Genomic DNA, 25599 nt, shown 5'->3' with positions numbered 1-25599 from the left:
GCGCACTGCGTGCGCTCCTCCAACCCCCTACCGGGGGCAACACCAGCGGCCCGGCAAAGCCGGTTCCGCGGTGTTTCCCGCTACGACTGCGCCAGTTTTCGAGCTCGCGCGATCGACATCAGGATCCCGAGCCCCAACCCCAGCGTGACCATGGCCGTGCCGCCATAGCTGATGAAGGGCAGCGGCACCCCCACCACCGGCAGGATGCCGCTGACCATGCCCATGTTCACGAAGGCGTAGGTGAAGAAGATCATGGTCACCGCGCCCGCCAGCAGGCGCGAGAACAGCGTGGGGGCATTGAGCGCGATCGCCAGCCCGCGGAAGATCAGCAGGATGAAGGCCGAGATCAGCGCCAGGTTGCCCACCAGGCCGAATTCCTCGGAATAGGCGGCGAAGATGAAGTCGGTGGTGCGCTCGGGGATGAACTCGAGGTGCGTCTGCGTGCCCTGCATGAAGCCCTTGCCGCCGACGCCGCCCGAGCCGATGGCGATCATCCCCTGGATGATGTGGAAGCCCTTGCCCAGCGGGTCCTTGCTCGGGTCGAGCAGCGTGCACACGCGCTGCTTCTGGTAGTCGTGCAGCACGCGCCAGTCGACGCCGTCGGTGCACAGCTGCGATTCGAAGCTCACGATCAGCGTGATCGCCACGGCGCCCAGCAGCACCGGCGGCACGATCAGCTTCCAGGGCAGCCCGGCGAAGAAGATCACCGCCAGGCCGGCCGCCAGCACCAGCAGCGAGGTGCCGAGGTCGGGCTGCTTCATGATCAGGCCCACCGGCACCGCGAGCAGCACGGTCGCCACCACGAAGTCGAGCGGCCGCAGCTGCCCCTCGCGGCGCTGGAACCACCAGGCCAGCATCAGCGGCATGGCGATCTTCAGGATCTCGCTGGGCTGGATCACCATGCCCACGTTGATCCAGCGCGTGGCGCCCTTCTTGGTGATGCCGAACAGCGCCACCGCGATCAGCAGCGCCACCCCCGCCGCGTAGAGCGGCACGGCGGCCAGCATCAGCCGCTGCGGCGGCACCTGCGCCACCACGAACATGATGAAGCCGGCCAGCAGCATGTTGCGGCCATGGTCGAAGAAGCGGGTGCCGTGGTCGTAGCCCGAGGAGTACATCGTCAGCAGGCCCGCGAAGGCCAGCAGCAGCACGGCGAAGGCCAGAAAGCCGTCGAAGCCCTGGAAGATGGGCGCGACCCGGCGCGCCAGGGAGGGCTGATTGAACACGGCGGACATGGGCGCGGATTATCCGCGCCCGCTGCGTCCGCTCAATCGAAGACCAGTTGAACGACCGTGCGGCCCGGTCGGCTTTCGAGCGCCAGCCGCGCCCCGATGGCCCCCGCGCGCTCGGCCAGCGAGCGCGGCGGCTGGCTGGCGTCGAAGCCGCGCCCGTCGTCGATCACGCGCAGCGCCACCGCCGTGCCCTCCATGCATGCCTCCAGCCGCAGCACCCGCGCCCGGGCATGCTGCAGCACGTTCGAGATCGCCTCGAACAGCAGGAACTGCAGCTGCCGCATGCCGTGCGCATCGAGGTGCGCCACCGGCGTCACCTCGTCCACGGCCCAGTCGAGCACGATCTCGGCCGTGGCCAGCCGCGGCTCGAGCCGGTAGCGGAACGCCGCCAGCAGCGCGCCGACATCGCCCGGCGGCAGGTGGATCGAGTCGATCGACAGCTTGAGCTGGTCCATCGAGTCGCGCAGCGTGCGCAGCAGCTCCTCGGAACTGGTCTGGCCCGACTGCAGCTGGCGGATGGCCGAGCTGATGTGCGAGCCCACGCCGTCGTGCATGTCGCGCAGGATGCGCTCGCGCTCGTGGGTGCGCGCCTGGTCGCGCGCCGCCCGCTCGAGCTCGGCATAGGTCGAGGCCAGCTCGCGCTCGCGCTGCGCCACCCGCTCGGCCAGGGTGCGGACCGCGCCGCGCGCCGCCACGCTGGCCGCGCGGAAACGCCGCAGCACGATCAACAGCAGCGCGATGCCGAAGAACACCGACGAATAGCGCACCCAGGTGGTTTCGCCGTAGGCGTCGCTCAGGCGGATCACCAGCCAGTCGCGCACGCCGAAGGCCAGCGTGAGCAAGGCCGCGGCGGCCACCAGCAGCCGCTCGGCGCTGGGCCGCCGCGCCGTGGACCCGACGAAGGCGCCGACGAAGACCGCGATCACCACGATCTCGATCGCGAGCCAGCCGGTGAGCCAGATCGGCTCCTCGCGCTGCAGCGCGAGCGTGGTCGAAACCACGGTGCCCAGCACCACGGCCAGCAGCGGCCAGCGCAGCCAGCGCGTGTGCGCCGTGCGGCCCCAGTCGGCCAGGTGGTAGCAGAACATCATGGCCGAGGCCGCCCAGCCGGCGTAGCAGGCCGCCATCAGCACACCCCAGGGGACCCACGGCAGCGGCGGCTCGGCGATCACGCCGTCGGCCACCCGGATCGCCCAGCAGAACTCGGCCAGCGCCGCCCACAGGTAGATGCCGTCGCGGCGCGGCTGCCCGGCCGTGGTCGCGTCGACCTGCGTGACCCACAGCGCCAGCGCGATGGCGCCGACGATCAGGCTGAAGGCCGTCAGCAGCACCGAGGCGGTGAAGCGCCAGGCGTAGGCCGGCTCGAACAGCCCGTTGCGCACCTGGTCGGCCGGGCCGATGAACACGGGCGACAGCCCGGCACGGCGCGCGCTGTCGGCGCGGATGCGGATCTGCAACTGGTTGCGGCCGGCCTTCAGCAACTCGCTGGGCACCGGCACGTAGATCGGCGCCTTGGCGTAGTCGGCACCGTTGCCCTGCGAGAGGTCACCGTAGACCTGCAGCAGCGCGTCGTTGAGCTCCACCTCGAACACGTTGCCGGTGCGCGGAATGAAGATGCCCCAGGGCATGCTCGGCGCGGCCGCCAGCTCGAAGGGCAGGTCGAAGCTCGCGAAGCCGGAGCGGCCGCGGTGCTGCCGGTCCCAGTGGTAGGACAACTCGACCGGCTCGCTGCGCCGCACGCCGTCGACCTCGGTGGTGACCGTGCCGCGGCGCAGCTCGATCGGCGCGTCGGCGGCATGCGCCCATCCGGCCCACCCGCTCCAGAGGGCCAGGACGAGCAGCAGCAGCCACGGCGCGATCGGCATCGCGGGCAGCCGCCCGCGCAGGGTCCGGAGCACGGATGTCCCGTCTCAGCCAGAGCGCGACAGCAGCCCCAGTCGCGTGGCTTCGAACACGGCTTCGCTCTTGGAATGCACCGCGAGCTTGCCGTAGAGGTTCTTGATGTGGGTCTGCACCGTGTGCACGCTCAGGCCCTTGAGGCGCGCGATCTCGGCGTACGAGAAGCCGCGCGCGATCAAGGTCAGCACCTCGTGCTCGCGCGCCGACAGCAGCGCGCGCTCGCCCGCATCGGGCGCGGCCTCGGGTTCGGCCGTGCCCGGCACGCTGGCCGACTGCAGGCTGCGGTACTTGGCGAGCACGCGGCGCGCGATCATGGGCGAGATCGGCGAGGCGCCGGCCTTCATCTCGACGATGGTCTGGGCGATGTCCTCGGGCGCGGCGTCCTTGTGGATGTAGCCGACGGCGCCGGCCTCGATGCTCGCGAGCACGTTCTCCTCGTCGCCGAACACCGACACCACCAGCGGCTCGCAGCCCGGAAAGCGCGCGACCGCGTCGCGGATCACGTCGAGGCCGGTGCCGTCGGGCATGCCGAGGTCGACCAGCAGCACGTCGGGAATGGTGGCGGTGCGCGCGAGCCAGCCCAGCGCCTCGTTCACCGTGCCGGCGCTGCCGAGCCAGAACAGCTGCGGGCTGCGCTGCACGCTGGTCTCGAAGAAGGCGCGCGCGCGGCTGTCGTCCTCGACCACGAGCACGCCCCAGCGGCGGGGCGTAGCGTCATGGGGGTCCTCGTTAGTCATGGGGCCGAAGCATAAGCCTGCGCACGCTGTCGCAGGTCCGCGAAGCCTCACCCTTTCATGGGATGTGCATCGCGCGCTTCGCTCACACACTCGAACCGTCTTCGAATTTGGTCGACCCCGAAGCGCACGGCATGCGAACACGCGATGAATACTTTCGCGTTGTGCCCCGGCCGCGCCACGCAGGCATCGAGGACCTCCTCCCGTTCCGGGAAGCCCGCATCGCGGGGTTTTTGTCGCCTCGACGCCATCTGATGGGCACGGACCTCATGCAAAATTACCTGGACTTCGCAAGCAGCGCACCATCGACGCGCTTTCCGTCGCCCCCCCGCATGGAACCACAAACCACCCATCTGCTGTACCTGCACGGCTTCCGTTCCTCGCCCCGTTCCACCAAGGCGCGCGCGGTGGCGGACCGGGTGGCGCAGCGGCACCCGAACCTGCACTGGTGGTGCCCGCAATTGCCGCCCTCGCCCAAGGATGCGATCGACATGGTGATGAAGGGCATCGCCGACTGGCCGCGCAAGTCGATGGCGGTGGTGGGTTCCTCGCTCGGCGGCTTCTACGCCACCTACGTCGCGGGCATGACGCGCTGCCGCGCCGTGCTGCTGAACCCGGCCGTCCATCCGGCGCGCGACCTCACGCTCTACATCGGCGACCAGAGCGCCTGGCACGACCCGGCCGAGCATTTCTATTTCCGCCCCGAGTACATCCACGAGCTGCGCGCCATGGAAGTCGGCTCGCTGACCCGCCCCGAGCGCGTGTTCGCGGTCATCGCCAAGGGCGACGAGGTGCTCGACTGGCACGAGATGTCGGCGCGCTATGCCGACAGCCGCGTCAAGCTGATCGAGGGCGGCGACCATGCCTTGTCCGATTTCAAGAAGAGCCACCTGGACGACGTGATGGCCTTCATCAACCCCGTGCAATAAAGCCCCCCGGCTTTTCACTCCCTTCGGTCGTGTAACTCCACCCCCCGAGGGGGAGGCTCGGCCGCCTTGGGGCGGCCCGGCGGCGGCCGATCTTCCCGCTTCGCTTTCCACGCGCGCCGCGGCCTGCGGCTCCCGCGCCACAGGCCCGCCCCGCCTGCATGGGAGAATCCGGCCCATGTTTGTATTGTTTGAAGAAGCCGGCAAATACCTCGGCGGGCGCGTGCTGTCGGAGGCGGAAGCCTCGGCGCAGGTCGAGCTCGAGACCGGCAAGCGCGTCAAGGTCAAGGGCGCCAACATCGTGCTGCGGTTCGAGAAGCCCTCGCCCGCCGAATTGATCGCCGAGGCGCGCGCGCTCGCGGCCTCCATGGACCTCGACCTGGCCTGGGAGTTCGCGGCCGAGGGCGAATTCGGCTTCGCCGACCTGGCGGCCGACTATTTCAGCGACAAGCCCTCGCTGGCGCAGCAGGCCGCGGCGCTGTTCGCGCTGTTCGAGGCGCCGCACTACTTCCGCCGCGCGGGCAAGGGGCGCTTCAAGAAGGCGCCGGCCGAGATCGTGCAGCAGGCGCTGGCCGCGATCGAGAAGAAGAAGGCGATCCAGGCGCAGATCGTGGAATGGGCCGGCCAGCTCGCCGAAGGCGTATGCCCCGCGCCGGTGCGCGAGCAGCTCTACCGCATCCTGTTCAAGCCCGACAAGAACGCGCCCGAATACAAGGCGGTGGTGGAAGCCTCGCGCGCCTCGCAGCGCGCACCGCTCGAGCTGCTCGAGCGCGCGGGCGCGATCGACTCGCCCTACCAGTTCCACTGGCGCCGCTTCCTGTTCGAGAACTTCCCCAAGGGCACGGGCTTCCCCGCGCTCACGGCACCGGCCATCGCCGACGAGCTGCCGCTGGCCGAGGGCGTCGAGGCCTTCTCCATCGACGACTCGCAGACCACCGAGATCGACGACGCGCTCTCGGTGCAGGGCCTGGGCAGCGGCACGGTCACGGTCGGCATCCACATCGCCGCGCCGGGCCTCGCGCTCGCCCCCGGCAGCGCCATCGACCAGGTGGCGCGCGCGCGCATGTCCACGGTCTACATGCCGGGCTACAAGATCACGATGCTGCCCGACGCGGTGGTCGACACCTACACGCTGCTCGAGGGCGCCGACCGCCCGGCCGTGTCGCTCTATGCGCGCTTCGACGAAGCCACGCTCGAGCTGCAGTCGACCGAGACCAGGCTCGAGCGCGTGCCGATCGCCGCCAACCTGCGCCATGACCAGCTCGACAGCGTGGTGACGCAGCCCTGGCTCGAGGACAGCTCGATCACGCACGAGGACACGCCGGCCGCCGCCGCGCGCTTCCGCCCGCAGCTCTCGTTCCTGCACCGCCTCGCGCGCCAGTTGAAGGCGCAGCGCGAGGTCGTGCGCGGCAAGCCCGAGAACTTCAACCGGCCCGACTACAACTTCCGCCTCGTCGGCAACGACGGCGCCGAACCCACGGGCGCCGAGCAGGTGCAGATCACGACGCGCCAGCGCGGCGCGCCGCTCGACCTGATCGTGTCCGAGGCCATGATCCTGGCCAACAGCAGTTGGGGCGGCTGGCTCGGCGAACTCGGCGTGCCCGGGCTTTACCGCAGCCAGGCCAGCTTGGCGCCCGGCATCAAGGTGCGCATGGGCACGCGCGCGCTGCCGCATGCGGGCCTGGGCGTGAAGAGCTATGCCTGGAGCACCTCGCCGCTGCGCCGCTACACCGACCTGGTGAACCAGTGGCAGATCATCGCGGCCGCGCGCCACGGCAAGACCGCCGCGCTGGCCGCGCCGTTCAAGCCCAAGGACGCCGACCTGTTCTCGATCCTCTCGGGCTTCGACGCGGCCTATGCGGCCTACAACGGCTACCAGGGCGGCATGGAACGCTTCTGGACCCTCAAGTACCTCGAGCAGCAGGGCATCACCGAGCTCGAGGCCACCGTCATCAAGGACCTGCCCAACGGCGCGCTGGTGCGGGCCGACACGCTGCCGCTGGTGTTCCCGGTGGCCGGCCAGCAGGAACGCGGCGCGCGCCTGCGCGTGAAGCTCGGCGAAATCGACGAGATCGCGCTCGACGTCAGCGGCACCGTGCTCGAGCGCCTCGATGCGCCCGCGGCCGGCGCGGTGGACGACGCCGAGGACGAGGAAGAGGTGGTCGCCGGCCCGATCGCGATCGCGGTCGACCTGGCCGATGGCGATGCCGCCCCTGACGCGGGAGCGGCCGTGGAGAACGCGCCCGCATGAACCTCAAGGATCTGAGCACCCTGCAGATTGCGCTGGGTGTGTCCGTCATCGCGCATGCCGCGCTGCTGGCGGTGCGTTTCGTCGACCCCGAGGCCTTCAACCGCGCGTTCACCGAGACGCCGCTCGAAGTGATCCTCGTCAACTCGAAGACCAACGAAGCGCCGGATCCCCAGGCCCGTGTGATGGCCCAGACCTCGCTCGCCGGCGGCGGCGACCTCGAGCGCGGCCGCGCCACCAGCCCGCTGCCGCCCTCCTCCTTCAGCGCGGTCGGCGATTCCGCCGAGGAGGCGCAGCGCCAGGTCGACCTGATGCAGCAGCAGCAGATGCAGCTGCTGACCCAGCTCAAGCGCGATCTCGCGGCCATGCCGCCGCCCGATCCGCGCGTGAGCGGCGACCCCAGGGAAGCCACCGCGCGCGAGGAGAAACGCCGCCAGATGGTCGAGCTGCTGGCCGAGATCGAGCGCCGCGTGAACGAGGAGAACGCGCGCCCCAAGAAGCGCTACCTGAGCCCGTCGACGCGCGAGGCCGCCTATGCGCTGTACGTCGATTCGCTGCGCCGGCGCATCGAGGTGCGCGGCACCGAGAACTTCCCGACCGCGGCCGGCAAGAAGCTCTACGGCGAACTCAAGATGACGATCACCATCAACCACGACGGCAGCCTGCTCGACACCGTGATCGACGAGAGCTCGGGCAACACCACGCTCGACCGCCGCGCCCAGGCCATCGTGCGCAGCATCGGCAGCTTCGGCAAGTTCACCGACGCGATGCGCCGCCAGACCGACCAGATCGTGATCCAGTCGCGCTTCCGCTTCACGCGCGACGAGACCATCGAGCTGTCGTCGCAGTAACCGCGACGGCCCGCCGAAGAAAAAAAGCCAGGAGACCCGCGCCATGGATCTGTACTGCGTGATGGGCAACCCGGTCGAGCACAGCCGTTCGCCGTGGATCCACGCCCGCTTCGCCGAGCTCTGCCACCAGCCGATCGCCTACGAGCGCCGGCTGGTCGCGCTCGGCGCCTTCGCCGAGGGCATCGCCGCCTTCCGGCGCGAGGCCGCCGAACGCGGCGACCACGCGGGCGGCTGCAACGTCACCGTGCCCTTCAAGTTCGACGCCGCCAGCATCGCGCAGCACACCAGCGAGCGTGCCACGCTGGCGGGCGCGGTCAACACGCTGCGCTTCGCGGCCGATGGCGACATCCATGCCGACAACACGGACGGCATCGGCCTGGTCAACGACATCGAGCGCAATGCGCGCGTGCCGCTGGCCGGCAAGTCGCTGCTGCTGATCGGCGCCGGCGGCGCCGCGGCCGGCGTGCTCGGGCCGCTGCTCGACGCGGGCGCCACGCGCGTGGTGGTGGCCAACCGCACGGTCGACAAGGCGGTGTCGCTGGTGCGCCGGCATGCGGCGCTCGCGCTGGCCAACGGCGCCTCGCTCGAGGCCTGGGCGCTCGATGCGGTGCCGGGCGACTTCGACGTCGTGGTCAATGCCACCGCCTCCAGCCTCGCGGGCGACGCGGTGCCGGTCGGCGCGCAGGTGCTGCGCGCGGGCGCACTGGCGGTCGACATGATGTACGGCCCCGCGGCCGCGGGCTTCCTGCAATGGGCGCAGGCCCACGGTGCCGTGGCGCGCGACGGCCTCGGCATGCTGGTCGAGCAGGCGGCCGAATCCTTCGAGATCTGGCGCGGCGTGCGACCGCCCTCGGCCCAGGTGCTCGACGAACTGCGTGCGCGGCTCGCCGCGGCCTGAAGCACCGCATGAAGGCCGCGCTGCGCTGGATCGCCTGCCTGCTGCTGGCCGGCCTCGCGCTCGAGCTGTTCTTCGTCGTGCGCATCGCGGCCATGGCGGTCATCGATCCGCAGAGCACCGCCTTCCAGCGTTCCGAGGCCTGGCAGATCGCCATCCACAAGGGCAGCGAGGGCGCCTGGCGCCAGGAGTGGGTGCCCTATGCGCAGATCAACGACAGCCTCAAGCGCGCGGTGATCGCGAGCGAGGACGCCAGCTTCATCGACCACGACGGCGTGGAATGGGAAGCCATCGAGCGCGCGCGCCAGCGCAATGCACGCGCCGAGGAACTGGCCGCCAAGCGCATGGCACGCGCGGCCGCGCGCGGCAAGACAGTGCAGCCGGCACCGCTGCGCGGCGGCTCCACCATCACGCAGCAGCTCGCGAAGAACCTGCTGCTGTCGGGCGAACGCACCATGCTGCGCAAGGGCCAGGAGCTGGTGCTCGCCGTGCTGCTCGAGACGCTGCTCGACAAGCGGCGCATCCTCGAGATCTACCTCAACAGCGTCGAATGGGGCGAAGGCGTGTTCGGCGCCGAGGCGGCCGCGCAGTACTACTTCAGGAAACCGGCCGCGCGCCTGAGCTCGTACGAAGCGGCGCGCCTCGCCGTGATGCTGCCGAGCCCGAAGTTCTACGAGCGCCGGCCCAATTCGCCCTACCTCAACGGACGGGCATCGACGATCGTGGCGCGGATGCCTTCGGCCGACCTGCCCTGAACAGGGCCTCGCCCGCCAGCACCGCCGCGAAGCCGAACGCATAGGCCAGCACGTCCCACCAGTCGGCCGTGCTGCCGAGCACGATGCGCAGCGCGCGGTTGGGAATGTGCAGCTGCCACGCGGCCGCCAGGTACTGGCCCAGTTCCACCAGCAGCCCCACGCCGAAGGCCGCGAGCGCCAGCGGCAGCACGCGCGCCTCGATGAAGGCCTTGAACACCAGGTAGACCCAGACCACGGCCAGCACGTCGCCGAGGAAGCTGCGCACCCAGCCCCAGCGCGCGCCCACGGTCGCGAGCAGTGCCAGCAGCACGAACAGGGCCGCGGCCCCGGCCAGGGAAAGAGGAGCAAGACGCCATCGCATGCCCCGTATCATCGCCTCCATGTTGGCGAAGCTCGTGGGATGGTTGCTGTTGGGCGTGGTGCGATTGCTCACCGGTGCCCAGGCGCGCTGGTACGGCTGCCCGCCGAAGGCCGAGCAGCGCATCTATTTCGCCAACCACCAGAGTCATGCCGACCTGGTGATGATCTGGGCCGCGCTGCCCGAGGAGCTGCGCAGCATCACGCGGCCGATCGCAGCGCGCGACTACTGGGCCAACACGCCGGTCAAGCGCTGGATCACGACCGAGGTGTTCAACGCGGTGTACGTGGAGCGGCAGGCGGCCGCCGGTTCGCCGCCTGCGCCCGCCGTGCCGGTCGTGGCCGAGACGCCCATGCAGCCTGTCGAAGCACCCGCCGCCGCCGAACGCATCGAGCCTTCGATGGAGCCGCTGCTGCCGCGCTCCGCGCCCGTCGACACGGCGCCGGTCCGCACGGAGATCCAGGGCGAACTCGACCTGCCCGCGCAACCGGTCTCCGCGCCCGAAGCGCCCACCGCGCCACCTGCGCCGCCCGTGCCCCCGGCAGCCCGCGACGCCGACCCGCTCGCCCCGCTGATCGACGCGCTGCGCAGCGGCGACTCGATCATCATCTTCCCCGAGGGCACGCGCGGCCACACCGGCGAACCGCAGAAGTTCAAGTCGGGCCTCTATGCGCTCGCCACCCAGTTCCCCGAGGTGGTGCTGGTGCCGGCCTGGATCGACAACGTGCAGCGCGTGATGCCCAAGGGCGAGATCGTGCCGGTGCCGATCCTCTGCTCCGTCACCTTCGGCGCGCCGATCCGCGTCGAGGCCGGCGAGGAGCGACGTCCTTTCCTCGACCGCGCGCGTGCCGCCGTCATCGCCTTGCGCGACGTTTGAAGAAGAATGAACCAGTTCCTGCGCAGCCTCAGCCCCACGCAGCAGGTCGCGGCGCTGTTCCTGATCGTCTTCGGCGTGCTCGTGGTCGTGAGCACCGCCGCCTTCTTCCTGAGCTTCAGGGAGCGGCGCAACCCGGTGCACGACGCCGCCTGGCAGGCCGAGCTCGCGCATTTCCGCAAGCTGCTGGGCACCACCTGGTTCATGGCCGTGATCTTCTGGATCGGCTGGGCGCTCGGCGAGACCGTGGCCACGGTGCTGTTCGCGCTGATCGCCTTCTTCGCGCTGCGCGAGTTCATCACCCTCTCGCCCACGCGGCGCGGCGACCACCGCAGCCTGATCCTCGCCTTCTTCGTCGTGCTGCCGGTGCAGTTCTGGCTCGTGGCCACCGCGCGCTTCGACCTGTTCACCGTGTTCATCCCGGTCTACGTGTTCCTCGCGATCCCGGTGGCCAGCGCGCTGGCCGACGACCCGAGCCACTTCCTCGAGCGCAATGCCAAGCTGCAGTGGGGGATCATGGTCTGCGTCTACGGCATGAGCCACGTGCCCGCGCTGCTGCTGCTGAGCTTTCCGGGCTACGAGGGCAAGAGCGCCTTCCTGGTGTTCTTCCTGGTCTTCGTGGTCCAGACCTCGGTGCTGGTGCAGCACCTGATCTCGCGCCGCAGCCAGCGCGCGCCCTTCGCGCCGAACGTGAGCCGCAGCTTCAACTGGACCAGCTGGGGCATCGGCATCGCCGTGGCCAGCCTGGTGGGCGCCCTGTTCTCCTTCATCACGCCCTTCAAGTTCGGCCAGGCGCTCGCGGTCTCGGTCATCGCCTGCATCGCGGGCTCGATGGGCCACCTCGTGATGAAGGCGCTCAAGCGCGATCGCGGCATTCCCAACTGGGGCCAGAAGGGCGTGGGCGTCACGGGTGCCAACGGCCTGCTCGATCGCGTCGATGCGCTGTGCTTCGCGGCGCCGATCTTCTTTCACTCGGTCCGCTGGTATTTCGGAGCCTAGAGAACATATGCGCATCCTGGGCATCGACCCCGGCCTCAACACCACCGGCTTCGGCATCGTCGACGTCGACGGCCATGCGCTGCGCTACGTGGCCAGCGGCACCATCAGCACGCGCAGCGTCACCAGCGGCAGCCTGCCGCAGCGCCTCAAGGTGCTGTTCGACGGCATCGCCGAGATCACCGAGCGCTACCGGCCCGACGCTTCGGCGGTCGAGATCGTGTTCGTCAACGTCAATCCGCAGTCCACGCTGCTGCTGGGCCAGGCGCGCGGCGCCTGCGTGACCGCGCTGGTCACCAGCGACCTGCCGGTGGCCGAGTACACCGCGCTGCAGATGAAGAAGGCGGTGGCGGGCCATGGCCAGGCGGCCAAGGCGCAGGTGCAGGAGATGGTGAAGCGCCTGCTCGACCTGCCGGGCCTGCCCGGCAGCGACGCGGCCGACGCGCTGGGCATCGCGATCACGCATGCGCAGGTCGGGCGTTCGCTGGCGCGGCTGGCGGAGGCCGCCACGCTGACGACTTCGACGACCGGACGCTACCGCCAGGGCCGCTCGCGCTGAACCGCCGGCGCGCTCAGAAAGCGATGACCCGCATGCCGCGGCGATTGCGATGGCCGCGATCGGCGCGCGCATGCTGCGGCGGACGCCGGGCCAGCAGCGGCACCTCCACCAGCCGGTACGACAGCTCGGCCAGCACGGCGGTGGCCAGGCAGGCCAGCAGCACGCCCTCGCGCGGCTGCAGCACGCCGTCGAGCATCAGCCGGCGCGCGAACTCCATCACCGACAGGTGGACGACGTACATGCCGTACGAACGCTGGCTGGCCCAGCGCACCAGCGCCTCCGTGCCCCGGCCCGGCTGCCGCATCCGCACGACGGCCGGAAAGCACAGCGCGAAGCCCGTCGAGGTCAGGCTGAAGAAGCCCGCGCGCCACGACGCGCTCTGGTAGGAGGCCGGCTCCAGGCTGCTCAGCACCGAGGCCCCGACCAGGGCGAGGCCCAGCGCCAGCATCGGCTGCGCGAGCGCATCGCAGGCCCGGCGCCGGCTGCGCATCAGCCAGGCCATGGCCACGCCATAGGCGATCGCGTCGAGGCGCAGCAGCACGACCTTGCGAATCCGCGCGTCCCAGTCGGCGGCGACCGCGTCGTCGGCGATCCAGCGCGCCAGCAAGGGCAGCGCGATGAAGAGCGCGCAGCTGATCCCGAGGGCCCGCGAGGCGCGCATGACGCCGGCCAGCGCGATCAGCAGGGTGGCGAACAGCAGGTAGAACCACTCCTCGACCATCAGCGACCACGAGACGTCGAACCAGGCGCTGGTCATGGGCCAGGCCAGGTTCTGCGTGAAGCTCAGGAAGAACCAGGGCCATCGCGTGGCACCGGCCCAGGTCCCGCACAGCAGCAGCACGCCGAGCCACAGGTAGTACAGCGGGATCGTGCGCATCCAGCGCCGCACCAGAAAGGTCCACAGGGCCCGCGGGCCGGCGCCCTGCTCGAGGATGTCCAGCAGCAGGCCGCCGATGAGGAAGCCGCTGAGCACGAAGAAGAGCTCCACGCCCAGGCTGCCCGAGATGCCGGCCAGTGCCGAGCCACCGCCCCAGAACACCAGCTGCAGATGGCTGACGAGCACGCCGCCGATGGCCAGTGCCCGCAGAAGATCCAGCCCGAAAACCCGTTCCCCGCCCTGTTTTTTTGCCTCCGCCCCGGCCACGCCGCCAACGCCACCCTGTTGCGATGGAGTCATCCGTCCCCTCCCCGATCAAATTTTCGGGGCGGATATTACAAAAGGAATTCTTAATGAAATCTCCTCCGAACGGAGGAGCATGGATCGCCACCCCACGCGGCGAAGGAAGACCGGCGGCGCCGGTCCGGATCAGGCCACGCGCTCGGCGATCAGCACCGCGAAGAAGCCGCAGGCCGCGAGCAAGGTCCACTTGAGCACGATCCAGCCGAAGCGCCGGTACTTGGGCTGGCCGGTGCCGGCATAGAACGCGAACGAGACGCCGGCCATCAGCAGGAGGAACAGCAGGGCCCAGCGAAAGAGGAGCATGCGTGGATCGGCGCGGCGTTGCCTACCAGGCGCGAGCGACTTCGTTGAAGCCGCGCGGCGCGCGCTTCTCGTCCGCGAAGGTCACGATCTCGTAGGCGTCGTCGTGCGCGAGCAGCTCGCGCAGCAGCTTGTTGTTGAGCGCATGGCCCGAACGGAACGCGGTGTAGGCCGCGAGCAGCGGCTTGCCGATGATGTAGAGGTCGCCCATCGCGTCGAGGATCTTGTGCTTCACGAACTCGTCGTCGTAGCGCAGGCCGCCGGCATTGAGCACCTTGGTGTCGTCCATCACCACGGCGTTGTCGAGGCCGCCGCCGAGCGCGAGGCCCCGGGTGCGCATGTACTCGACGTCTTTCGTGAAGCCGAAGGTGCGCGCGCGCGCGATGTCGCGACTGTACGAATCGCTGCCGAGATCGAACTCGACGCGCTGGCCCGTGGAATTGACGACGCGGTGATCGAAGTCGATCTCGAAGCTGAGCTTGTAGCCGTGGTACGGCTCGAGGCTGGCCCACTTCTCGTTGGCGCCGTCGCCCTCGCGCACCTCGACCTTGCGCAGCACGCGGATGAAGCGCCGCGGCGCCTTCTGGAATTCGATGCCCGCGCTCTGCAGCAGGAACACGAAGGACGAGGCCGAGCCGTCGAGGATCGGTACCTCGTCGGCCGTGATGTCGATGTAGAGGTTGTCGATGCCCAGGCCGGCGCAGGCCGACATCAGGTGTTCGACGGTCTGGACCTTGGCGCCGCCGGTGGAGACGGTCGAGGCCAGCCGGGTGTCGGTGACCGCCTCGGCGGTCATGCGGATCTCGGCGGGTTCGGGCAGGTCGACGCGGCGGAACACGATGCCCGTGTCGGCCGGGGCGGGACGCAGCGTGAGTTCCACGCGCTGCCCGCTGTGAAGCCCCACGCCCACGGCGCGGCTGATCGACTTGAGGGTTCGTTGTTGCAGCACGCCTGCGATTTTAGGCGCGCGACGTGCGTGGCGCGCCAATCCCCTGGCTATTACACCCATAGGCATCGTTCGATCGGCATAGCCGGGCTCGCTTCGCAAATGGACGCAAAGGGATGAAGAAAACGCGCCTGATACAGGCGGGAAGGCTTTATCTGGGCCTCCTCCTGCGCCTCTTGCGAGTTCTTCAAACCCTCTGCGTCCGGTCGGGCCCGCCGCGCGGCATCTCTTTCGAGATACCCGCGACGGGCCCTGGTCCGGTTCTCAATCGGCTTGACGGCGCAGGAAGGCCGGGATCTCGAAGTCGTCCATGCCGCCCGAGGACAGCGCATCGACCTTCGCGGCGGCCATCGTGCGGTTGGTGCGCCACACGCTGGGCACGGCCATGCCTTCGTAGTTGGGCTGGTGGCCACCACCGCCGTGGCCGGTGCCCATCGAGGGCACGTTGAACGGGATGTTGTCGGTGCCGGTGCGGATCACCTCGAGCGTCGGTGCCTGGCGGCGCGCGTCGGCGCGCGACAGGCCGGTGGCCACCACGGTCACGCGCATCTCGTCGCCGAGGGCGTCGTCGTAGGCCGCGCCGTAGATCACGTGCGCGTCGGGCGAGGCGTAGGCGCGGATGGTGTTCATCGCGAGCTTCGACTCGTTGAGCTTCAGCGAATTCTTCGATGCGGTCACCAGCACCAGCACGCCCTTGGCACCCGAGAGGTCGATGCCTTCGAGCAGCGGGCAGGCCACGGCCTGCTCGGCCGCGATGCGCGCGCGGTCGGGACCCGAGGACACGGCCGTGCCCATCATCGCCTTGCCCGGCTCGCCCATCACGGTGCGCACGTCCTCGAAGTCGACGTTCACGCCGCCGTACTCGTTGATGATTTCCGAGATGCCGCCCACGGCGTTCTTCAGCACGTCGTTGGCCTGCGCGAAGGCTTCTTCCTGGGTGATGTCCTCGCCCAGCACGTCGAGCAGCTTCTCGTTGAGCACCACGATCAGCGAGTCGACGTTGGCCTCGAGCTCGGCCAGGCCGGCTTCGGCGTTGGTCATGCGGCGGCCGCCTTCCCAGTCGAAGGGCTTGGTCACCACGCCCACGGTGAGGATGCCCATTTCCTTGGCCACGCGCGCGATCACCGGCGCGGCGCCGGTGCCGGTGCCGCCGCCCATGCCGGCCGTGATGAACAGCATGTGGGCGCCGTCGATGGCCGCGCGGATCTCGTCCACGGCGGCTTCGGCCGCTTCACGGCCCTTCTCGGGCTTGCTGCCGGCGCCCAGGCCGCTCAGGCCGAGCTGGATGTTGCGCTGCGCGCTGCTGCGCTGCAGGGCCTGCGCGTCGGTGTTCGCGCAGACGAACTGCACGCCCTGCACGCCGCGTTCCATCATGTGCGCGACCGCGTTGCCGCCGCCACCGCCGACACCGATCACCTTGATCTGCGTGCCCTGGTTGAACTCTTCGACTTCGATCATTTCGATGGTCATCTTCTACTCCTTGAATCTTGCAGTTGCCGTTGTCTATGAATGAATCTTTTTTGGGGTACCCGACGAGAACGAATTCATCGTCGTGATGGTGGACCTGTTCGTCGCCATCGCTCGTTGAAATGCAAGGGTGGGCTGCCGCGCGCAAGCCAGAGTGGGGAGTGGCTCATGGTCAGAAGTTCCCCACGATGAAGTCCTTGAAACGTCCGAACGCGGTTTTTACCGAGCCGTTCTTCTGTGCCACCTTGAAGCCGCGCATGCGTGCGAAGCGGGCCTCCTCGAGCAGGCCCATCACGGTGGCCGCGCGCGGCTGCGCGACCATGTCCGAGAGCGCGCTCGAATACTTCGGGATGCCGCGGCGCACGGGCTTGAGGAAGATGTCCTCGCCGAGCTCGACCATGCCGGGCATCACCGCGCTGCCGCCGGTGAGCACCACGCCCGAGGAGAGCACCTCCTCGTAGCCCGACTCGCGCACCACCTGCTGCACCAGCGAGAAGATCTCCTCGATGCGCGGCTCGATCACGCCGGCCAGCGCCTGCTTGCTCAGCATGCGCGGACCGCGGTCGCCGAGGCCGGGCACCTCGACCTGCGTGTCGGGATCGGCCAGCAGCTGCTTGGCGAAGCCGTTCTCGACCTTGATGTCTTCCGCGTCCTTGGTCGGCGTGCGCAGCGCCATCGCGATGTCGCTGGTGATCAGGTCGCCCGCGATCGGGATCACCGCCGTGTGGCGGATCGCGCCGTTGGTGAAGATCGCGACGTCGGTGGTGCCGGCGCCGATGTCCACCAGCACCACGCCGAGCTCGCGCTCGTCCTCGGTCAGCACCGCCTGGCTCGAGGCCAGCGGGTTCAGCATCAGCTGGTCGACCTCGAGGCCGCAGCGGCGCACGCACTTGATGATGTTCTCGGCCGCGCTCTGCGCGCCGGTCACGATGTGCACCTTGGCCTCGAGCCGCATGCCGCTCATGCCGATCGGCTCCTTCACGTCCTGGCCGTCGATCACGAACTCCTGCGGCTCCACCAGCAGCAGCCGCTGGTCGCTCGAGATGTTGATGGCGCGCGCGGTCTCGACCACGCGCGCCACGTCGGCCGGCGTCACTTCCTTGTCCTTCACCGCCACCATGCCGCTGGAGTTGATGCCGCGGATGTGGCTGCCGGTGATGCCGGTGTAGACGCGGCCGATCTTGCAGTCGGCCATCAGCTCGGCTTCCTTGAGCGCCTGCTGGATGCTCTGCACGGTCGCGTCGATGTTCACCACCACGCCGCGCTTGAGGCCATTGCTCGGCGCGATGCCGAGCCCCGCGAGCTTGAGCTCGCCGCCGGGCAGCACCTCGGCCACGACCACCATCACCTTCGCGGTGCCGATGTCGAGGCCGACAACCAGGTCTTTGTATTCTTTGGGCATCGATATGTCCTCGGTATTCGTCTATTTCTTCTTGGGCGTCTTGGGGTCGGTCACCACGGTGGTGACGCCGCGCAACCGCAACGCATAGGCGTCGTTGTGGCGCAGGTCGGCGCCCTCGACGTCCTCCATGGTCCGGCGGTACTGCCCCGCGACCTGCGTCACGGTCTTCAGGAAGCGCTGCAGCCGCGCCGCCACCTCCTCGCCCTGACCCCGGCCCAGTTCGATCGTGGCGCCGCTGTCGAGCTGCGCGCGCCAGCTGCCCCGGCTCGACAGCGTGAGCGCGTCGAGTTCGAGGTCGTAGGGCGCGAACATCGGCTGCAGCACGCGGTACATGCCCAGCACCTGTCCGGCCTGCTCGATCGGGCCGTCCAGCCGCGGCAGCTTGTCGTCGACCTCCGCCACGTTGGCCTCGAACACATCGCCGAAGCCGTTGATCAGCTTGGAGCTGGCTTCGTCGCCCCAGTTGGCCACCGGCACCTGCTCGGTCAGCGTCACGCGCAGCTTGTTCGGGAACTCGCGCCGCACCACCGCGCTGCGCACCCACGGCACCGACTCGAAGGCGGTGCGCGCACGCGCGAGGTCGACGGTGAAGAAGTTGCCGTTGAGCTGCGGCGCCACGTTGGCGCGCAGGGTGACGGCGTTGTTGTGCGTCACCTCGCCGTCGACCTTGATGCCCGCGATCGGAAAGAAGGGCTGGCGCAGCACCCACCAGGCGCCCGCGGCGAGCAGCATCAGGCCCACCGCCACGAATGCGAGGTTCGCGACGATGTTCATGAGCTTGACGTCGAAGGGCGTGGGGATGCTGTCGGCCATCTTCAGTGCGCGCCTCCCGTGGCGTCGAGCGTGGCCGTGGCCAGCACGCGCAGGCAGAGTTCCTCGTAGGCGATGCCCGCCGCGCGTGCCGACATCGGCACCAGCGAATGGCTGGTCATGCCCGGCGAGGTGTTCATCTCGAGCAGGAAGGGCTTGCGGTCGCTGGCGCGGATCATCACGTCGGCACGGCCCCAGCCGCGGCAGCCGAGCGTGCGGTAGGCCGCCAGCGTGATGCGCTGGATCTCGCGCTCCTCCGCCTCGGGCAGGCCGCTCGGGCAGTGGTACTTCACATCGTCGGTGAAGTACTTGTTCTGGTAGTCGTAGGCGCCCTCGGGCGCGGCGATGCGCACCACCGGCAACGCATGCGCGTCGAGGCCGCTGCCGAGCACGGCGCAGGTGACTTCCTCGCCCTCGATGAACTCCTCGCAGAGCACGTCGGCGTCGTACTTGACCGACAGCGTCACCGCGTCCTGCATCTGCGAGTAGCCCTCGACCTTGGTCACGCCGATCGAGGACCCCTCGCGCGGCGGCTTCACGATCAGCGGCAGGCCCAGCACGTCGGGCACGGCCATCACCTGTTCGCGGCTCTGCTGGTCGAAGGCCAGGCGCACGTACTTGGGCGTGGGCAGGCCGTCGGCCTGCCAGATGCGCTTGGTCATGACCTTGTCCATCGCCACGCTCGAGGCCATCACGCCCGAGCCGGTGTAGGGAATACCGAGCATCTCGAGCGCGCCCTGTACCGTGCCGTCCTCGCCGTGGCGGCCATGCAGCGCCACGAAGCAGCGCGCGAAGCCCTCGCGCCGGAGCTCGGACAGGTCGCGCTGCGACGGGTCGAAGGCATGGGCGTCGACGCCGCGCGAGCGCAGCGCCTCGAGCACGCCGGTGCCCGACATCAGCGAGACCTCGCGCTCGGCCGAACTGCCGCCGAACAGCACGGCGACCTTGCCGAAGAGTTTGGGATCCTGAAGGCTCACGACGCCTCCCCCTTGTGCGCAGCGTGCTGCGATGTCGTGGATGAAGAAGATGCGGCCACCGCCGGCGCCGCGCCGAGCTCGACCACCTTGCCCGGCACCGCGCCGATGGAGCCCGCGCCCATGCACAGCACCACGTCGCCGGCACGCGCGTTGTCGAGGATGGCCTGCGGCATCGCGGCGATGTCGTCGACGAACACCGGCTCGACCTTGCCGGCCACGCGCAGCGCGCGCGCCAGCGTGCGGCCGTCGGCCGCCACGATGGGCTGCTCGCCGGCCGCGTAGACCTCGCCGAGCAGCACCGCGTCGGCGGTGCCGATGACCTTGACGAAATCCTCGAAGCAGTCGCGCGTGCGGGTGTAGCGGTGCGGCTGGAAGGCCAGCACCAGGCGCCGGCCCGGGAAGGCGCCGCGCGCGGCCGCGAGCGTGGCGGCCATCTCCACCGGATGGTGGCCGTAGTCGTCGATCACGGTGAAGCTGCCGTCGCCGGCCTTGGCCGTGACCTCGCCGTAGCTCTGGAAGCGCCGGCCCACGCCCTTGAAGCCGGCCAGCCCGCGCTGCACCGCCTCGTCGGCGATGCCGAGCTCGACCGCCACCGCGATCACCGACAGCGCATTGCGCACGTTGTGCTCGCCCGGCAGGTTCAGCACCACCGGCAGGTCGGGCAGGGTCACGCCGTTGCGACGCTGCGCGGTGAAGTGCATCTGGCCGCCGACGGCGCGCACGTCGACCGCGCGCACCTGGGCGTCCTCGCCGAAGCCGTAGCTGGTGACCGGGCAGGTCACGTCGGCCACGATCTCGCGCACCGCCGGATCGTCGGTGCACAGGATCGCCGTGCCGTAGAAGGGCATGCGGTGAAGGAAGTCGACGAAGGCCTTCTTCAGCTTGCCGAAGTCGTGCCCGTAGGTCTCCATGTGGTCGGCGTCGATGTTCGTGACCACCGCCATCACCGGCAGCAGGTTCAGGAACGAGGCGTCGGATTCGTCGGCCTCGACCACGATGTAGTCGCCGCTGCCGAGCTGCGCGTTGGCGCCCGCGCTGTTGAGCCGGCCGCCGATCACGAAGGTGGGATCGAGCCCCGCGGCCGCGAGCACGCTCGCCACCAGGCTGGTGGTGGTGGTCTTGCCGTGCGTGCCGGCGATCGCGATGCCCTGCTTCAGGCGCATCAGCTCGGCCAGCATGACGGCGCGCGGCACGACCGGGATGCGTTTCTCGCGCGCGGTCAGCACCTCGGGGTTGTCGGCCTGCACCGCGGTCGAGGTCACGACCGCGTCGGCACCCTCGACGTTCGAGGCCGCATGGCCCACGAAGGTGCCGATGCCCAGGCCCGCGAGCCGGCGCAGCGTGGCGCTGTCGGACAGATCGGAGCCGGTGATGCGGTAGCCGAGGTTCAGCAGCACTTCGGCGATGCCGCTCATGCCGGAGCCGCCGATGCCGACGAAGTGGATGTGGCGAATCGCGTGTTTCATCGTGCCAGCTCCTCGCAAGCGCGCACCATCGCCTCGACGGCCTCGGTTTTCTGCATCGTCCTGGCGCGTTCGGCGCGTTCGATCAGTTCGGTTCGTTGTGTCTTCTGTAGCAAATCGGCCAGCAATTCAGGGGTGAGATCGGTCTGTTGCACCAGCCAGCCGCCGCCGGCATCGACGAGGAAGCGCGCGTTGGTGGTCTGGTGGTCGTCGACCGCGGAAGGAAAAGGCACGAACAGCGCCGCGGCGCCGACGGCCGCGATTTCGGTCACGGTGCTGGCACCGGCGCGCGCGACGATGAGGTCGGCCTCGGCATAGGCCAGGGCCGTGTCCTCGATGAAGGGCGTGAGCTCGCCCTCGACGCCGGCGGCCGCGTAGTTGGCGCGCAGCTCGTCGATCTGCTTGGCGCCGCTCTGATGCAGCACCTGCGGACGCGTGCCCGGCTCGATGCGCGCGAGCGCCTGCGGCACCACCGCGTTGAGCGCCTTGGCGCCGAGGCTGCCGCCGACCACCAGCAGCTTGAGCGGACCGCTGCGGCCCGCGAAGCGCTCGGCCGGCGCCGGCTGCGAGGTGAAGGCCGCGCGCAGCGGGTTGCCGATCCACTGCGCCTTCTTGAGCACGTTGGGGAAGGCGGTGAAGACGCGGTCGGCCACGCCCGCCAGCACCTTGTTGGCGAGGCCCGCGACCGAGTTCTGCTCGTGCAGCACCAGCGGCTTGTTGAGCAGCACGCCCATCATGCCGCCCGGAAAGGTGATGTAGCCGCCCAGGCCCACGAGCACGTCGGGCTTCACGCGGCGCACCACGCGCAGGCTCTGCCAGAAGGCACGCAGCAGGCGCAGCGGCAGCAGGAACAGCGTGAGCGGGCCCTTGCCGCGCACGCCGCCGAACTGCACCGGCTCGAAGGCGAAGCCGCGCGGCGGCACCAGCTTCTCTTCCATGCCGCCGGGCGCGCCCAGCCAGTGCACGCGCCAGCCACGCTCGCGCAGTGCCTCGGCCACGGCGAGGCCCGGGAAGATGTGGCCGCCGGTGCCGCCGGCCATCACGAGTGCGGTGCGGCCGGTCATACGCGGCCCCCTCTCATGAGGACACGGTTCTCGTAGTCGATGCGCAGCACGATCGCCAGCGCCACCATGTTCATCAGGATCGCCGAGCCGCCGAAGCTCATCAGCGGCAGCGTGAGGCCCTTGGTCGGCAGCGCGCCGAGGTTCACGCCCATGTTGATGAAGGCCTGGAAGCCGATCCACACGCCCACGCCCTGGGCCACGAGGCCCGAGAACACGCGGTCGAGCGCGATGGCCTGGCGGCCGATGTGCATCACGCGGCGGGTGAGCCAGAGGAACAGGCCGATGATCAGCAGCACGCCGACCAGGCCGAACTCCTCGCCGATCACGGCCAGCAGGAAGTCGGTGTGGGCCTCGGGCAGCCAGTGCAGCTTCTCGACGCTGCCGCCGAGGCCGACGCCGAAGATCTCGCCGCGGCCGATGGCGATCAGCGAGTGCGAGAGCTGGTAGCCCTTGCCGAGCGCGTGCTCCTCGCTCCACGGATCGAGGTAGGCGAAGATCCGCTCGCGCCGCCACGGGCTGGTGGCCACGATGGTGCCGAAGGCCACCACCACCAGCGCGGCGATCACGAAGAACATGCGCGCGTTCACGCCGCCCAGGAACAGGATGCCCATCGCGATCACCGCGATCACCATGAAGGCGCCCATGTCGGGCTCGGCCATCACCAGCATGCCGACCACCACCACCGCGATGCCCATCGGCAGCACGGCGCGGAAGAAGCGCTCCTTGATCTCCATCTTGCGCACCATGTAGCTGGCGGCATAGAGCACCATCGCGACCTTCGCGAGCTCGGAGGGCTGGAAGCGCATGAAGCCCATCGGCAGCCAGCGCCGCGCGCCGTTCACGCTGATGCCGATGTGCGGGATCAGCACCGCCACCAGCAGCAGCAGCGAGGCCACGAACAGCCAGGGCGCGGCGCGCTCCCAGGTCTTCATCGGGATCTGGAAGGCCAGCAGCGCGGCGATGAAGGCGAACACCACCGAGGCCGCGTGCCGCGTGAGGAAGTACGAGGCGCTGTAGCCGGCGCGCGCGAAGCGCGGGTTGTCGGGCAGCGCGATCGAGGCCGAATAGACCATGATCAGGCCCCAGGTCAGCAGCGCGACCGTGACCCACACCAGCGCCTGGTCGAAGCCCAGCACGCGGATCGGCGTGGCCTTGGTCTGCGTGAAGCCGGCACCGCCGAGGCGCACCGGCAGGTGCACCGGCAGCGCATCGATGCCGCTGCGCGCGCGCCGGAACCAGCCGCTGAAGCGGCCGGGCCGGGTGTTGGGCGTGGCGCCCGCGGCGGCGGAGTTCACGATGCCGGTCCTTCCGTCGAATCGGGGGCGGCCTGCGTGCGCGGCTCGCCCGGTTCCCCGAAGTCGCGCGGTTCGTCCTCGAGCGCCTGCACGGCCTCGCGGAACACCGCCGCGCGGTGCGGGTAGTTCTTGAACATGTCGAAGCTCGCACAGGCCGGTGACAGCAGCACGGCATCGCCGGGGTGGGCGCGGCGCGCGGCCATCTGCACGGCCTCGTGCATCGAGCCCGCATGCATCAGCGTGACGCCGGTGGCAGCCAGCGCGGCCTCGATCAGCGGCGCGTCGCGGCCGATCAGCACCACGGCGCGCGCGTACTGACGCACCGGCAGCGCGAGCGGCTCGAAGTCCTGGCCCTTGCCCTCGCCGCCGAGGATCACGACCACGCGGCGGTCTTCGCCGAGGCCGCCGAGCGCCGCCACGGTGGCGCCCACGTTGGTGCCCTTGCTGTCGTCGAAGTACTCGACGTCGTCGATCAGCGCCACCGGCTCGACGCGGTGCGGCTCGCCGCGGTACTCGCGCAGGCCGTAGAGCATCGGGCCGAGCGGGCAGTCGGCCGCGTTCGCGAGCGCCAGCGCAGCCAGCGCGTTCATCGCGTTGTGGCGGCCACGGATGCGCAGCGCGTCGGCCGGCATCAGGCGCTGCACGAAGATCTCTTCCTCGACCACCTGGCCGCGCTTGCGCTTCTGCGTCTCGTCGGCCTCGTGCGCGCGCACCAGCCAGCTCATGCCGTTGACGCGTTCGATGCCGTAGTCGCCGGGGCGCTGCGGCATGCTCGCGCCGAAGGTGACGTGCGGGCGCACCTGCACGCGCTGCGCCTTGGGCTTGGCCGGCGCGCGCCGCGCGCCGCGGGCGTTCACCACTTCCTCGATGGGCTTGACCGGCTCCTGGCCGGCGGTGGCGAGCATCGCCATCACGGCCGGGTCGTCGCGGTTGAGCACCATCAGCGCGGTCTTGCCGAAGATGCGCGACTTGGCCTGCGCATAGGCCGGCATGTCGCCATGCCAGTCCAGGTGGTCCTGCGTGATGTTGAGCACCGTCGCAGCCGCGGGCTCGAAGCCCTGCACGCCGTCGAGCTGGAAGCTCGAGAGCTCGATCACCCAGGCCTCGGGCAGCGTGCCGGCGTCGAGGTGCGCGCTCAGCGTGTCGAGCAGGGTCGGGCCGATGTTGCCGGCCACCGCCACGCTCTTGCCGCCGCGCTCGATGAGCTGGCCGGTCAGCGCCGTGACCGTGGTCTTGCCGTTGGTGCCGGTGATCGCGAGCACGACCGGCGTGTAGCCCTTCGCGGGTTCGGGCGCGGGGGCCGGCTCGGGCTGGGCTTCGGGCTGCGGCGCGGGCTCTTCCTCGGCCACGGCCGAGGCGGGATTGGTGGCGGCGAACTCGGCGATCTTCGCGACGAAGTCGGCCGCTTCCTTCGCGGCCGTGGCGACGTAGGGCTTGCCGACCGTGAAGGCCGGCAGGTTCGACGCGGGCTTGGAAGCCGGTGCGGCGACGGGCGCGGCGGGCGCCTCGGACTCGGCGGGCTCGGCCGGTTCGGGCTGCGTGCCTTCGGCGGCCGCCGGCGTTTCGATCACGGCGGGTTCGGCGCCCTGCGCCGGCGCGGCCTCGACGCCTTCCTGCACCACGGGCGCATCGGCGACCGGCGGCTCGGGTTCGGGCGGGTGCAGCACGGGGACGCTCAGCGAGGGATCGCGCGGCATCGATTCGGGCACGGCGGCGGGAGCGCGCGGTGCCTCGGGTGTTGCTTCGACGGGCGCTGGCTCGGCGGGCGATGCCTCGCTCGCGGGCGTCACGACTTCGATGGCCTCGGCCACTGCCGGAGTCTCGGGCGTGGCCGGTTCGATCGCGACCTCTTCCGCAGCGACGGCTTCTTCCGCGACCGGCGCCTGAACTTCGGGCAGCACGACAGGCGCCTCCGCCTCGGGCGCCGGCTCGCTCTCGGCCGGCACCGCCGCCTCCAGCGCCAGTTCTCCTTGCGCCGCGCTGTCCTCTTCCTCCGCTTCGACCACCGCCGGCGTCTCGACGATGGCGAGATCCGCCAGCGCGCGCGCGAACAGGTCGAGCTCACCGCCCACCGGCAGCCCGACCGCACGCGCCGCATCGGCCACCGGCGCGATGGTCTCGGGGCTCAGGCCCGGCGAGCGGTAGACGGCGCGGATGGGCGTGCCCTCGATCAGCGCGGCCGTGAACGGCCCGCCGACGAACACCGCCTCGGGCCACTCGGCGCGCAGCGTGTCGAGCAGGGCCGGTGCCTCGCGCGTGTCGGCCACCGTCACCTGCGCGCCATGGCGCGCGCACCAGCGCGCCATCGCCAGCCCGGACGCGCCGAGGCCGAGGATGAGGACAGGGAGGTCTTTCAGGTGCCGCATGC

General features: G+C 70.0%; 23 protein-coding genes. 8 read left to right on the top strand and 15 right to left on the bottom strand.

Translation table 11 applies throughout. The features are described from left to right. Window positions 1-80: 80 nt before the first annotated feature. The 3 genes from rodA to R0232_RS05795 are packed head-to-tail and all read right to left on the bottom strand — an operon-like array spanning window position 81 to window position 3868. Window positions 81-1235, bottom strand: coding sequence for a rod shape-determining protein RodA (gene rodA / locus R0232_RS05805; RefSeq protein ID WP_093353417.1), 1155 nt, complete (start codon window positions 1233-1235; stop codon window positions 81-83). 32 nt (window positions 1236-1267) lie between these two features. Further along, entirely contained in the window at window positions 1268-3130 is a 1863-nt protein-coding gene (locus R0232_RS05800) for a histidine kinase (RefSeq protein ID WP_431511514.1), read from the bottom strand. Between the two features lie 12 nt (window positions 3131-3142). Continuing rightward, window positions 3143-3868: a response regulator gene (locus R0232_RS05795; protein WP_208513129.1), complete on the bottom strand. Its 726-nt coding sequence runs from the start codon at window positions 3866-3868 to the stop codon at window positions 3143-3145. Window positions 3869-4197: 329 nt separating this feature from the next. Between R0232_RS05795 and R0232_RS05790 the strand changes: the two genes are divergently transcribed. The 5 genes from R0232_RS05790 to mtgA all read left to right on the top strand — a co-directional run bounded on the left by R0232_RS05790 (window position 4198) and on the right by mtgA (window position 9540). Next, window positions 4198-4794, top strand: a complete 597-nt coding sequence (locus R0232_RS05790; RefSeq protein WP_261211314.1) for a YqiA/YcfP family alpha/beta fold hydrolase — start codon at window positions 4198-4200, stop codon at window positions 4792-4794. 175 nt (window positions 4795-4969) lie between these two features. Continuing rightward, the gene (locus tag R0232_RS05785; protein WP_431511513.1) at window positions 4970-7042 is read left to right on the top strand and encodes a ribonuclease catalytic domain-containing protein; all 2073 of its coding nucleotides are present in this window, start codon (window positions 4970-4972) and stop codon (window positions 7040-7042) included. Further along, entirely contained in the window at window positions 7039-7890 is an 852-nt protein-coding gene (locus R0232_RS05780; RefSeq protein ID WP_431511512.1) for an energy transducer TonB, read from the top strand. Before R0232_RS05785 ends, R0232_RS05780 begins: the two co-directional genes overlap by 4 nt. 43 nt (window positions 7891-7933) lie before the next feature. Further along, window positions 7934-8788 (top strand): shikimate dehydrogenase, encoded by an 855-nt coding sequence (gene aroE / locus R0232_RS05775; RefSeq protein WP_431511511.1) that lies wholly within the window; start codon window positions 7934-7936, stop codon window positions 8786-8788. An 8-nt stretch (window positions 8789-8796) separates the two neighbouring features. After that, the gene (mtgA, locus tag R0232_RS05770) at window positions 8797-9540 is read left to right on the top strand and encodes a monofunctional biosynthetic peptidoglycan transglycosylase (RefSeq protein ID WP_208512114.1); all 744 of its coding nucleotides are present in this window, start codon (window positions 8797-8799) and stop codon (window positions 9538-9540) included. Here mtgA and R0232_RS05765 read toward each other — a convergent pair. Continuing rightward, the gene (locus tag R0232_RS05765; RefSeq protein ID WP_431512864.1) at window positions 9485-9913 is read right to left on the bottom strand and encodes a DUF2809 domain-containing protein; all 429 of its coding nucleotides are present in this window, start codon (window positions 9911-9913) and stop codon (window positions 9485-9487) included. The genes mtgA and R0232_RS05765 overlap by 56 nt on opposite strands. Window positions 9914-9920: 7 nt before the next feature. On the opposite strand from R0232_RS05765, the gene R0232_RS05760 reads away from it, so the two are divergent. From R0232_RS05760 to ruvC, 3 genes are read left to right on the top strand one after another with little or no spacing between them, the layout of a single operon-like run. Beyond that, window positions 9921-10775, top strand: coding sequence for a lysophospholipid acyltransferase family protein (locus tag R0232_RS05760; RefSeq protein WP_431511510.1), 855 nt, complete (start codon window positions 9921-9923; stop codon window positions 10773-10775). Between the two features lie 6 nt (window positions 10776-10781). Next, window positions 10782-11771, top strand: a complete 990-nt coding sequence (locus tag R0232_RS05755) for a phosphatidate cytidylyltransferase (protein WP_296801250.1) — start codon at window positions 10782-10784, stop codon at window positions 11769-11771. A gap of 7 nt (window positions 11772-11778) precedes the next feature. Continuing rightward, a complete protein-coding gene (gene ruvC / locus R0232_RS05750; RefSeq protein WP_093353397.1) occupies window positions 11779-12327 on the top strand; it encodes a crossover junction endodeoxyribonuclease RuvC in 549 nt (182 codons plus the stop codon). Window positions 12328-12340: 13 nt separating this feature from the next. On the opposite strand, the gene R0232_RS05745 is transcribed toward ruvC, so the two are convergent. The 11 genes from R0232_RS05745 to R0232_RS05695 all read right to left on the bottom strand — a co-directional run bounded on the left by R0232_RS05745 (window position 12341) and on the right by R0232_RS05695 (window position 25597). Beyond that, on the bottom strand, window positions 12341-13390 hold the full coding sequence (locus R0232_RS05745; RefSeq protein ID WP_431511509.1) for an acyltransferase family protein: 1050 nt from the start codon (window positions 13388-13390) through the stop codon (window positions 12341-12343). A gap of 243 nt (window positions 13391-13633) precedes the next feature. Continuing rightward, on the bottom strand, window positions 13634-13810 hold the full coding sequence (locus R0232_RS05740) for a hypothetical protein (RefSeq protein WP_172705536.1): 177 nt from the start codon (window positions 13808-13810) through the stop codon (window positions 13634-13636). Between the two features lie 22 nt (window positions 13811-13832). Continuing rightward, a complete protein-coding gene (lpxC, locus tag R0232_RS05735) occupies window positions 13833-14756 on the bottom strand; it encodes a UDP-3-O-acyl-N-acetylglucosamine deacetylase (RefSeq protein ID WP_093353392.1) in 924 nt (307 codons plus the stop codon). A 261-nt stretch (window positions 14757-15017) separates the two neighbouring features. After that, window positions 15018-16223 (bottom strand): cell division protein FtsZ, encoded by a 1206-nt coding sequence (gene ftsZ / locus R0232_RS05730; RefSeq protein ID WP_093353389.1) that lies wholly within the window; start codon window positions 16221-16223, stop codon window positions 15018-15020. A gap of 169 nt (window positions 16224-16392) precedes the next feature. Then, window positions 16393-17622: a cell division protein FtsA gene (gene ftsA, locus R0232_RS05725; RefSeq protein WP_093353387.1), complete on the bottom strand. Its 1230-nt coding sequence runs from the start codon at window positions 17620-17622 to the stop codon at window positions 16393-16395. A 21-nt stretch (window positions 17623-17643) separates the two neighbouring features. Next, a complete protein-coding gene (locus R0232_RS05720) occupies window positions 17644-18435 on the bottom strand; it encodes a cell division protein FtsQ/DivIB (protein WP_093353385.1) in 792 nt (263 codons plus the stop codon). A 2-nt stretch (window positions 18436-18437) separates the two neighbouring features. Beyond that, a complete protein-coding gene (locus R0232_RS05715) occupies window positions 18438-19409 on the bottom strand; it encodes a D-alanine--D-alanine ligase (protein WP_093353382.1) in 972 nt (323 codons plus the stop codon). Further along, a complete protein-coding gene (murC, locus tag R0232_RS05710) occupies window positions 19406-20875 on the bottom strand; it encodes a UDP-N-acetylmuramate--L-alanine ligase (RefSeq protein WP_431511508.1) in 1470 nt (489 codons plus the stop codon). The genes R0232_RS05715 and murC overlap by 4 nt, the downstream gene beginning before the upstream one ends. Next, window positions 20872-21936, bottom strand: coding sequence for an undecaprenyldiphospho-muramoylpentapeptide beta-N-acetylglucosaminyltransferase (gene murG / locus R0232_RS05705; protein ID WP_296780842.1), 1065 nt, complete (start codon window positions 21934-21936; stop codon window positions 20872-20874). Before murG ends, murC begins: the two co-directional genes overlap by 4 nt. Continuing rightward, window positions 21933-23231 carry a putative lipid II flippase FtsW gene (gene ftsW, locus R0232_RS05700; RefSeq protein ID WP_093353377.1) on the bottom strand — a complete coding sequence of 433 codons (1299 nt, stop codon included), beginning with the start codon at window positions 23229-23231 and terminating at the stop codon, window positions 21933-21935. The genes murG and ftsW overlap by 4 nt, the downstream gene beginning before the upstream one ends. Continuing rightward, a complete protein-coding gene (locus R0232_RS05695; RefSeq protein WP_431511507.1) occupies window positions 23228-25597 on the bottom strand; it encodes a Mur ligase family protein in 2370 nt (789 codons plus the stop codon). Before R0232_RS05695 ends, ftsW begins: the two co-directional genes overlap by 4 nt. Window positions 25598-25599: the final 2 nt, after the last annotated feature.

The organism is Variovorax sp. DAIF25, assembly GCF_050711835.1.
Classification (GTDB): Bacteria; Pseudomonadota; Gammaproteobacteria; order Burkholderiales; family Burkholderiaceae_C; genus Variovorax.
This window is presented reverse-complemented; position numbering and strand designations above follow the sequence as displayed.

Excerpts from the sequence above, each read along its gene's own strand:
- R0232_RS05695 (WP_431511507.1), bottom strand. The coding sequence starts at position 25,597 with ATGCGGCACCTGAAAGACCTCCCTGTCCTCATCCTCGGCCTCGGCGCG.
- R0232_RS05760 (WP_431511510.1), top strand. The coding sequence starts at position 9,921 with ATGTTGGCGAAGCTCGTGGGATGGTTGCTGTTGGGCGTGGTGCGATTG.
- R0232_RS05780 (WP_431511512.1), top strand. The coding sequence starts at position 7,039 with ATGAACCTCAAGGATCTGAGCACCCTGCAGATTGCGCTGGGTGTGTCC.
- R0232_RS05765 (WP_431512864.1), bottom strand. The coding sequence starts at position 9,913 with ATGATACGGGGCATGCGATGGCGTCTTGCTCCTCTTTCCCTGGCCGGG.
- ruvC (WP_093353397.1), top strand. The coding sequence starts at position 11,779 with ATGCGCATCCTGGGCATCGACCCCGGCCTCAACACCACCGGCTTCGGC.
- murC (WP_431511508.1), bottom strand. The coding sequence starts at position 20,875 with ATGAAACACGCGATTCGCCACATCCACTTCGTCGGCATCGGCGGCTCC.
- aroE (WP_431511511.1), top strand. The coding sequence starts at position 7,934 with ATGGATCTGTACTGCGTGATGGGCAACCCGGTCGAGCACAGCCGTTCG.
- murG (WP_296780842.1), bottom strand. The coding sequence starts at position 21,936 with ATGACCGGCCGCACCGCACTCGTGATGGCCGGCGGCACCGGCGGCCAC.
- R0232_RS05755 (WP_296801250.1), top strand. The coding sequence starts at position 10,782 with ATGAACCAGTTCCTGCGCAGCCTCAGCCCCACGCAGCAGGTCGCGGCG.
- R0232_RS05790 (WP_261211314.1), top strand. The coding sequence starts at position 4,198 with ATGGAACCACAAACCACCCATCTGCTGTACCTGCACGGCTTCCGTTCC.
- R0232_RS05740 (WP_172705536.1), bottom strand. The coding sequence starts at position 13,810 with ATGCTCCTCTTTCGCTGGGCCCTGCTGTTCCTCCTGCTGATGGCCGGC.
- ftsA (WP_093353387.1), bottom strand. The coding sequence starts at position 17,622 with ATGCCCAAAGAATACAAAGACCTGGTTGTCGGCCTCGACATCGGCACC.
- rodA (WP_093353417.1), bottom strand. The coding sequence starts at position 1,235 with ATGTCCGCCGTGTTCAATCAGCCCTCCCTGGCGCGCCGGGTCGCGCCC.
- R0232_RS05785 (WP_431511513.1), top strand. The coding sequence starts at position 4,970 with ATGTTTGTATTGTTTGAAGAAGCCGGCAAATACCTCGGCGGGCGCGTG.
- R0232_RS05720 (WP_093353385.1), bottom strand. The coding sequence starts at position 18,435 with ATGGCCGACAGCATCCCCACGCCCTTCGACGTCAAGCTCATGAACATC.
- mtgA (WP_208512114.1), top strand. The coding sequence starts at position 8,797 with ATGAAGGCCGCGCTGCGCTGGATCGCCTGCCTGCTGCTGGCCGGCCTC.
- ftsZ (WP_093353389.1), bottom strand. The coding sequence starts at position 16,223 with ATGACCATCGAAATGATCGAAGTCGAAGAGTTCAACCAGGGCACGCAG.
- R0232_RS05795 (WP_208513129.1), bottom strand. The coding sequence starts at position 3,868 with ATGACTAACGAGGACCCCCATGACGCTACGCCCCGCCGCTGGGGCGTG.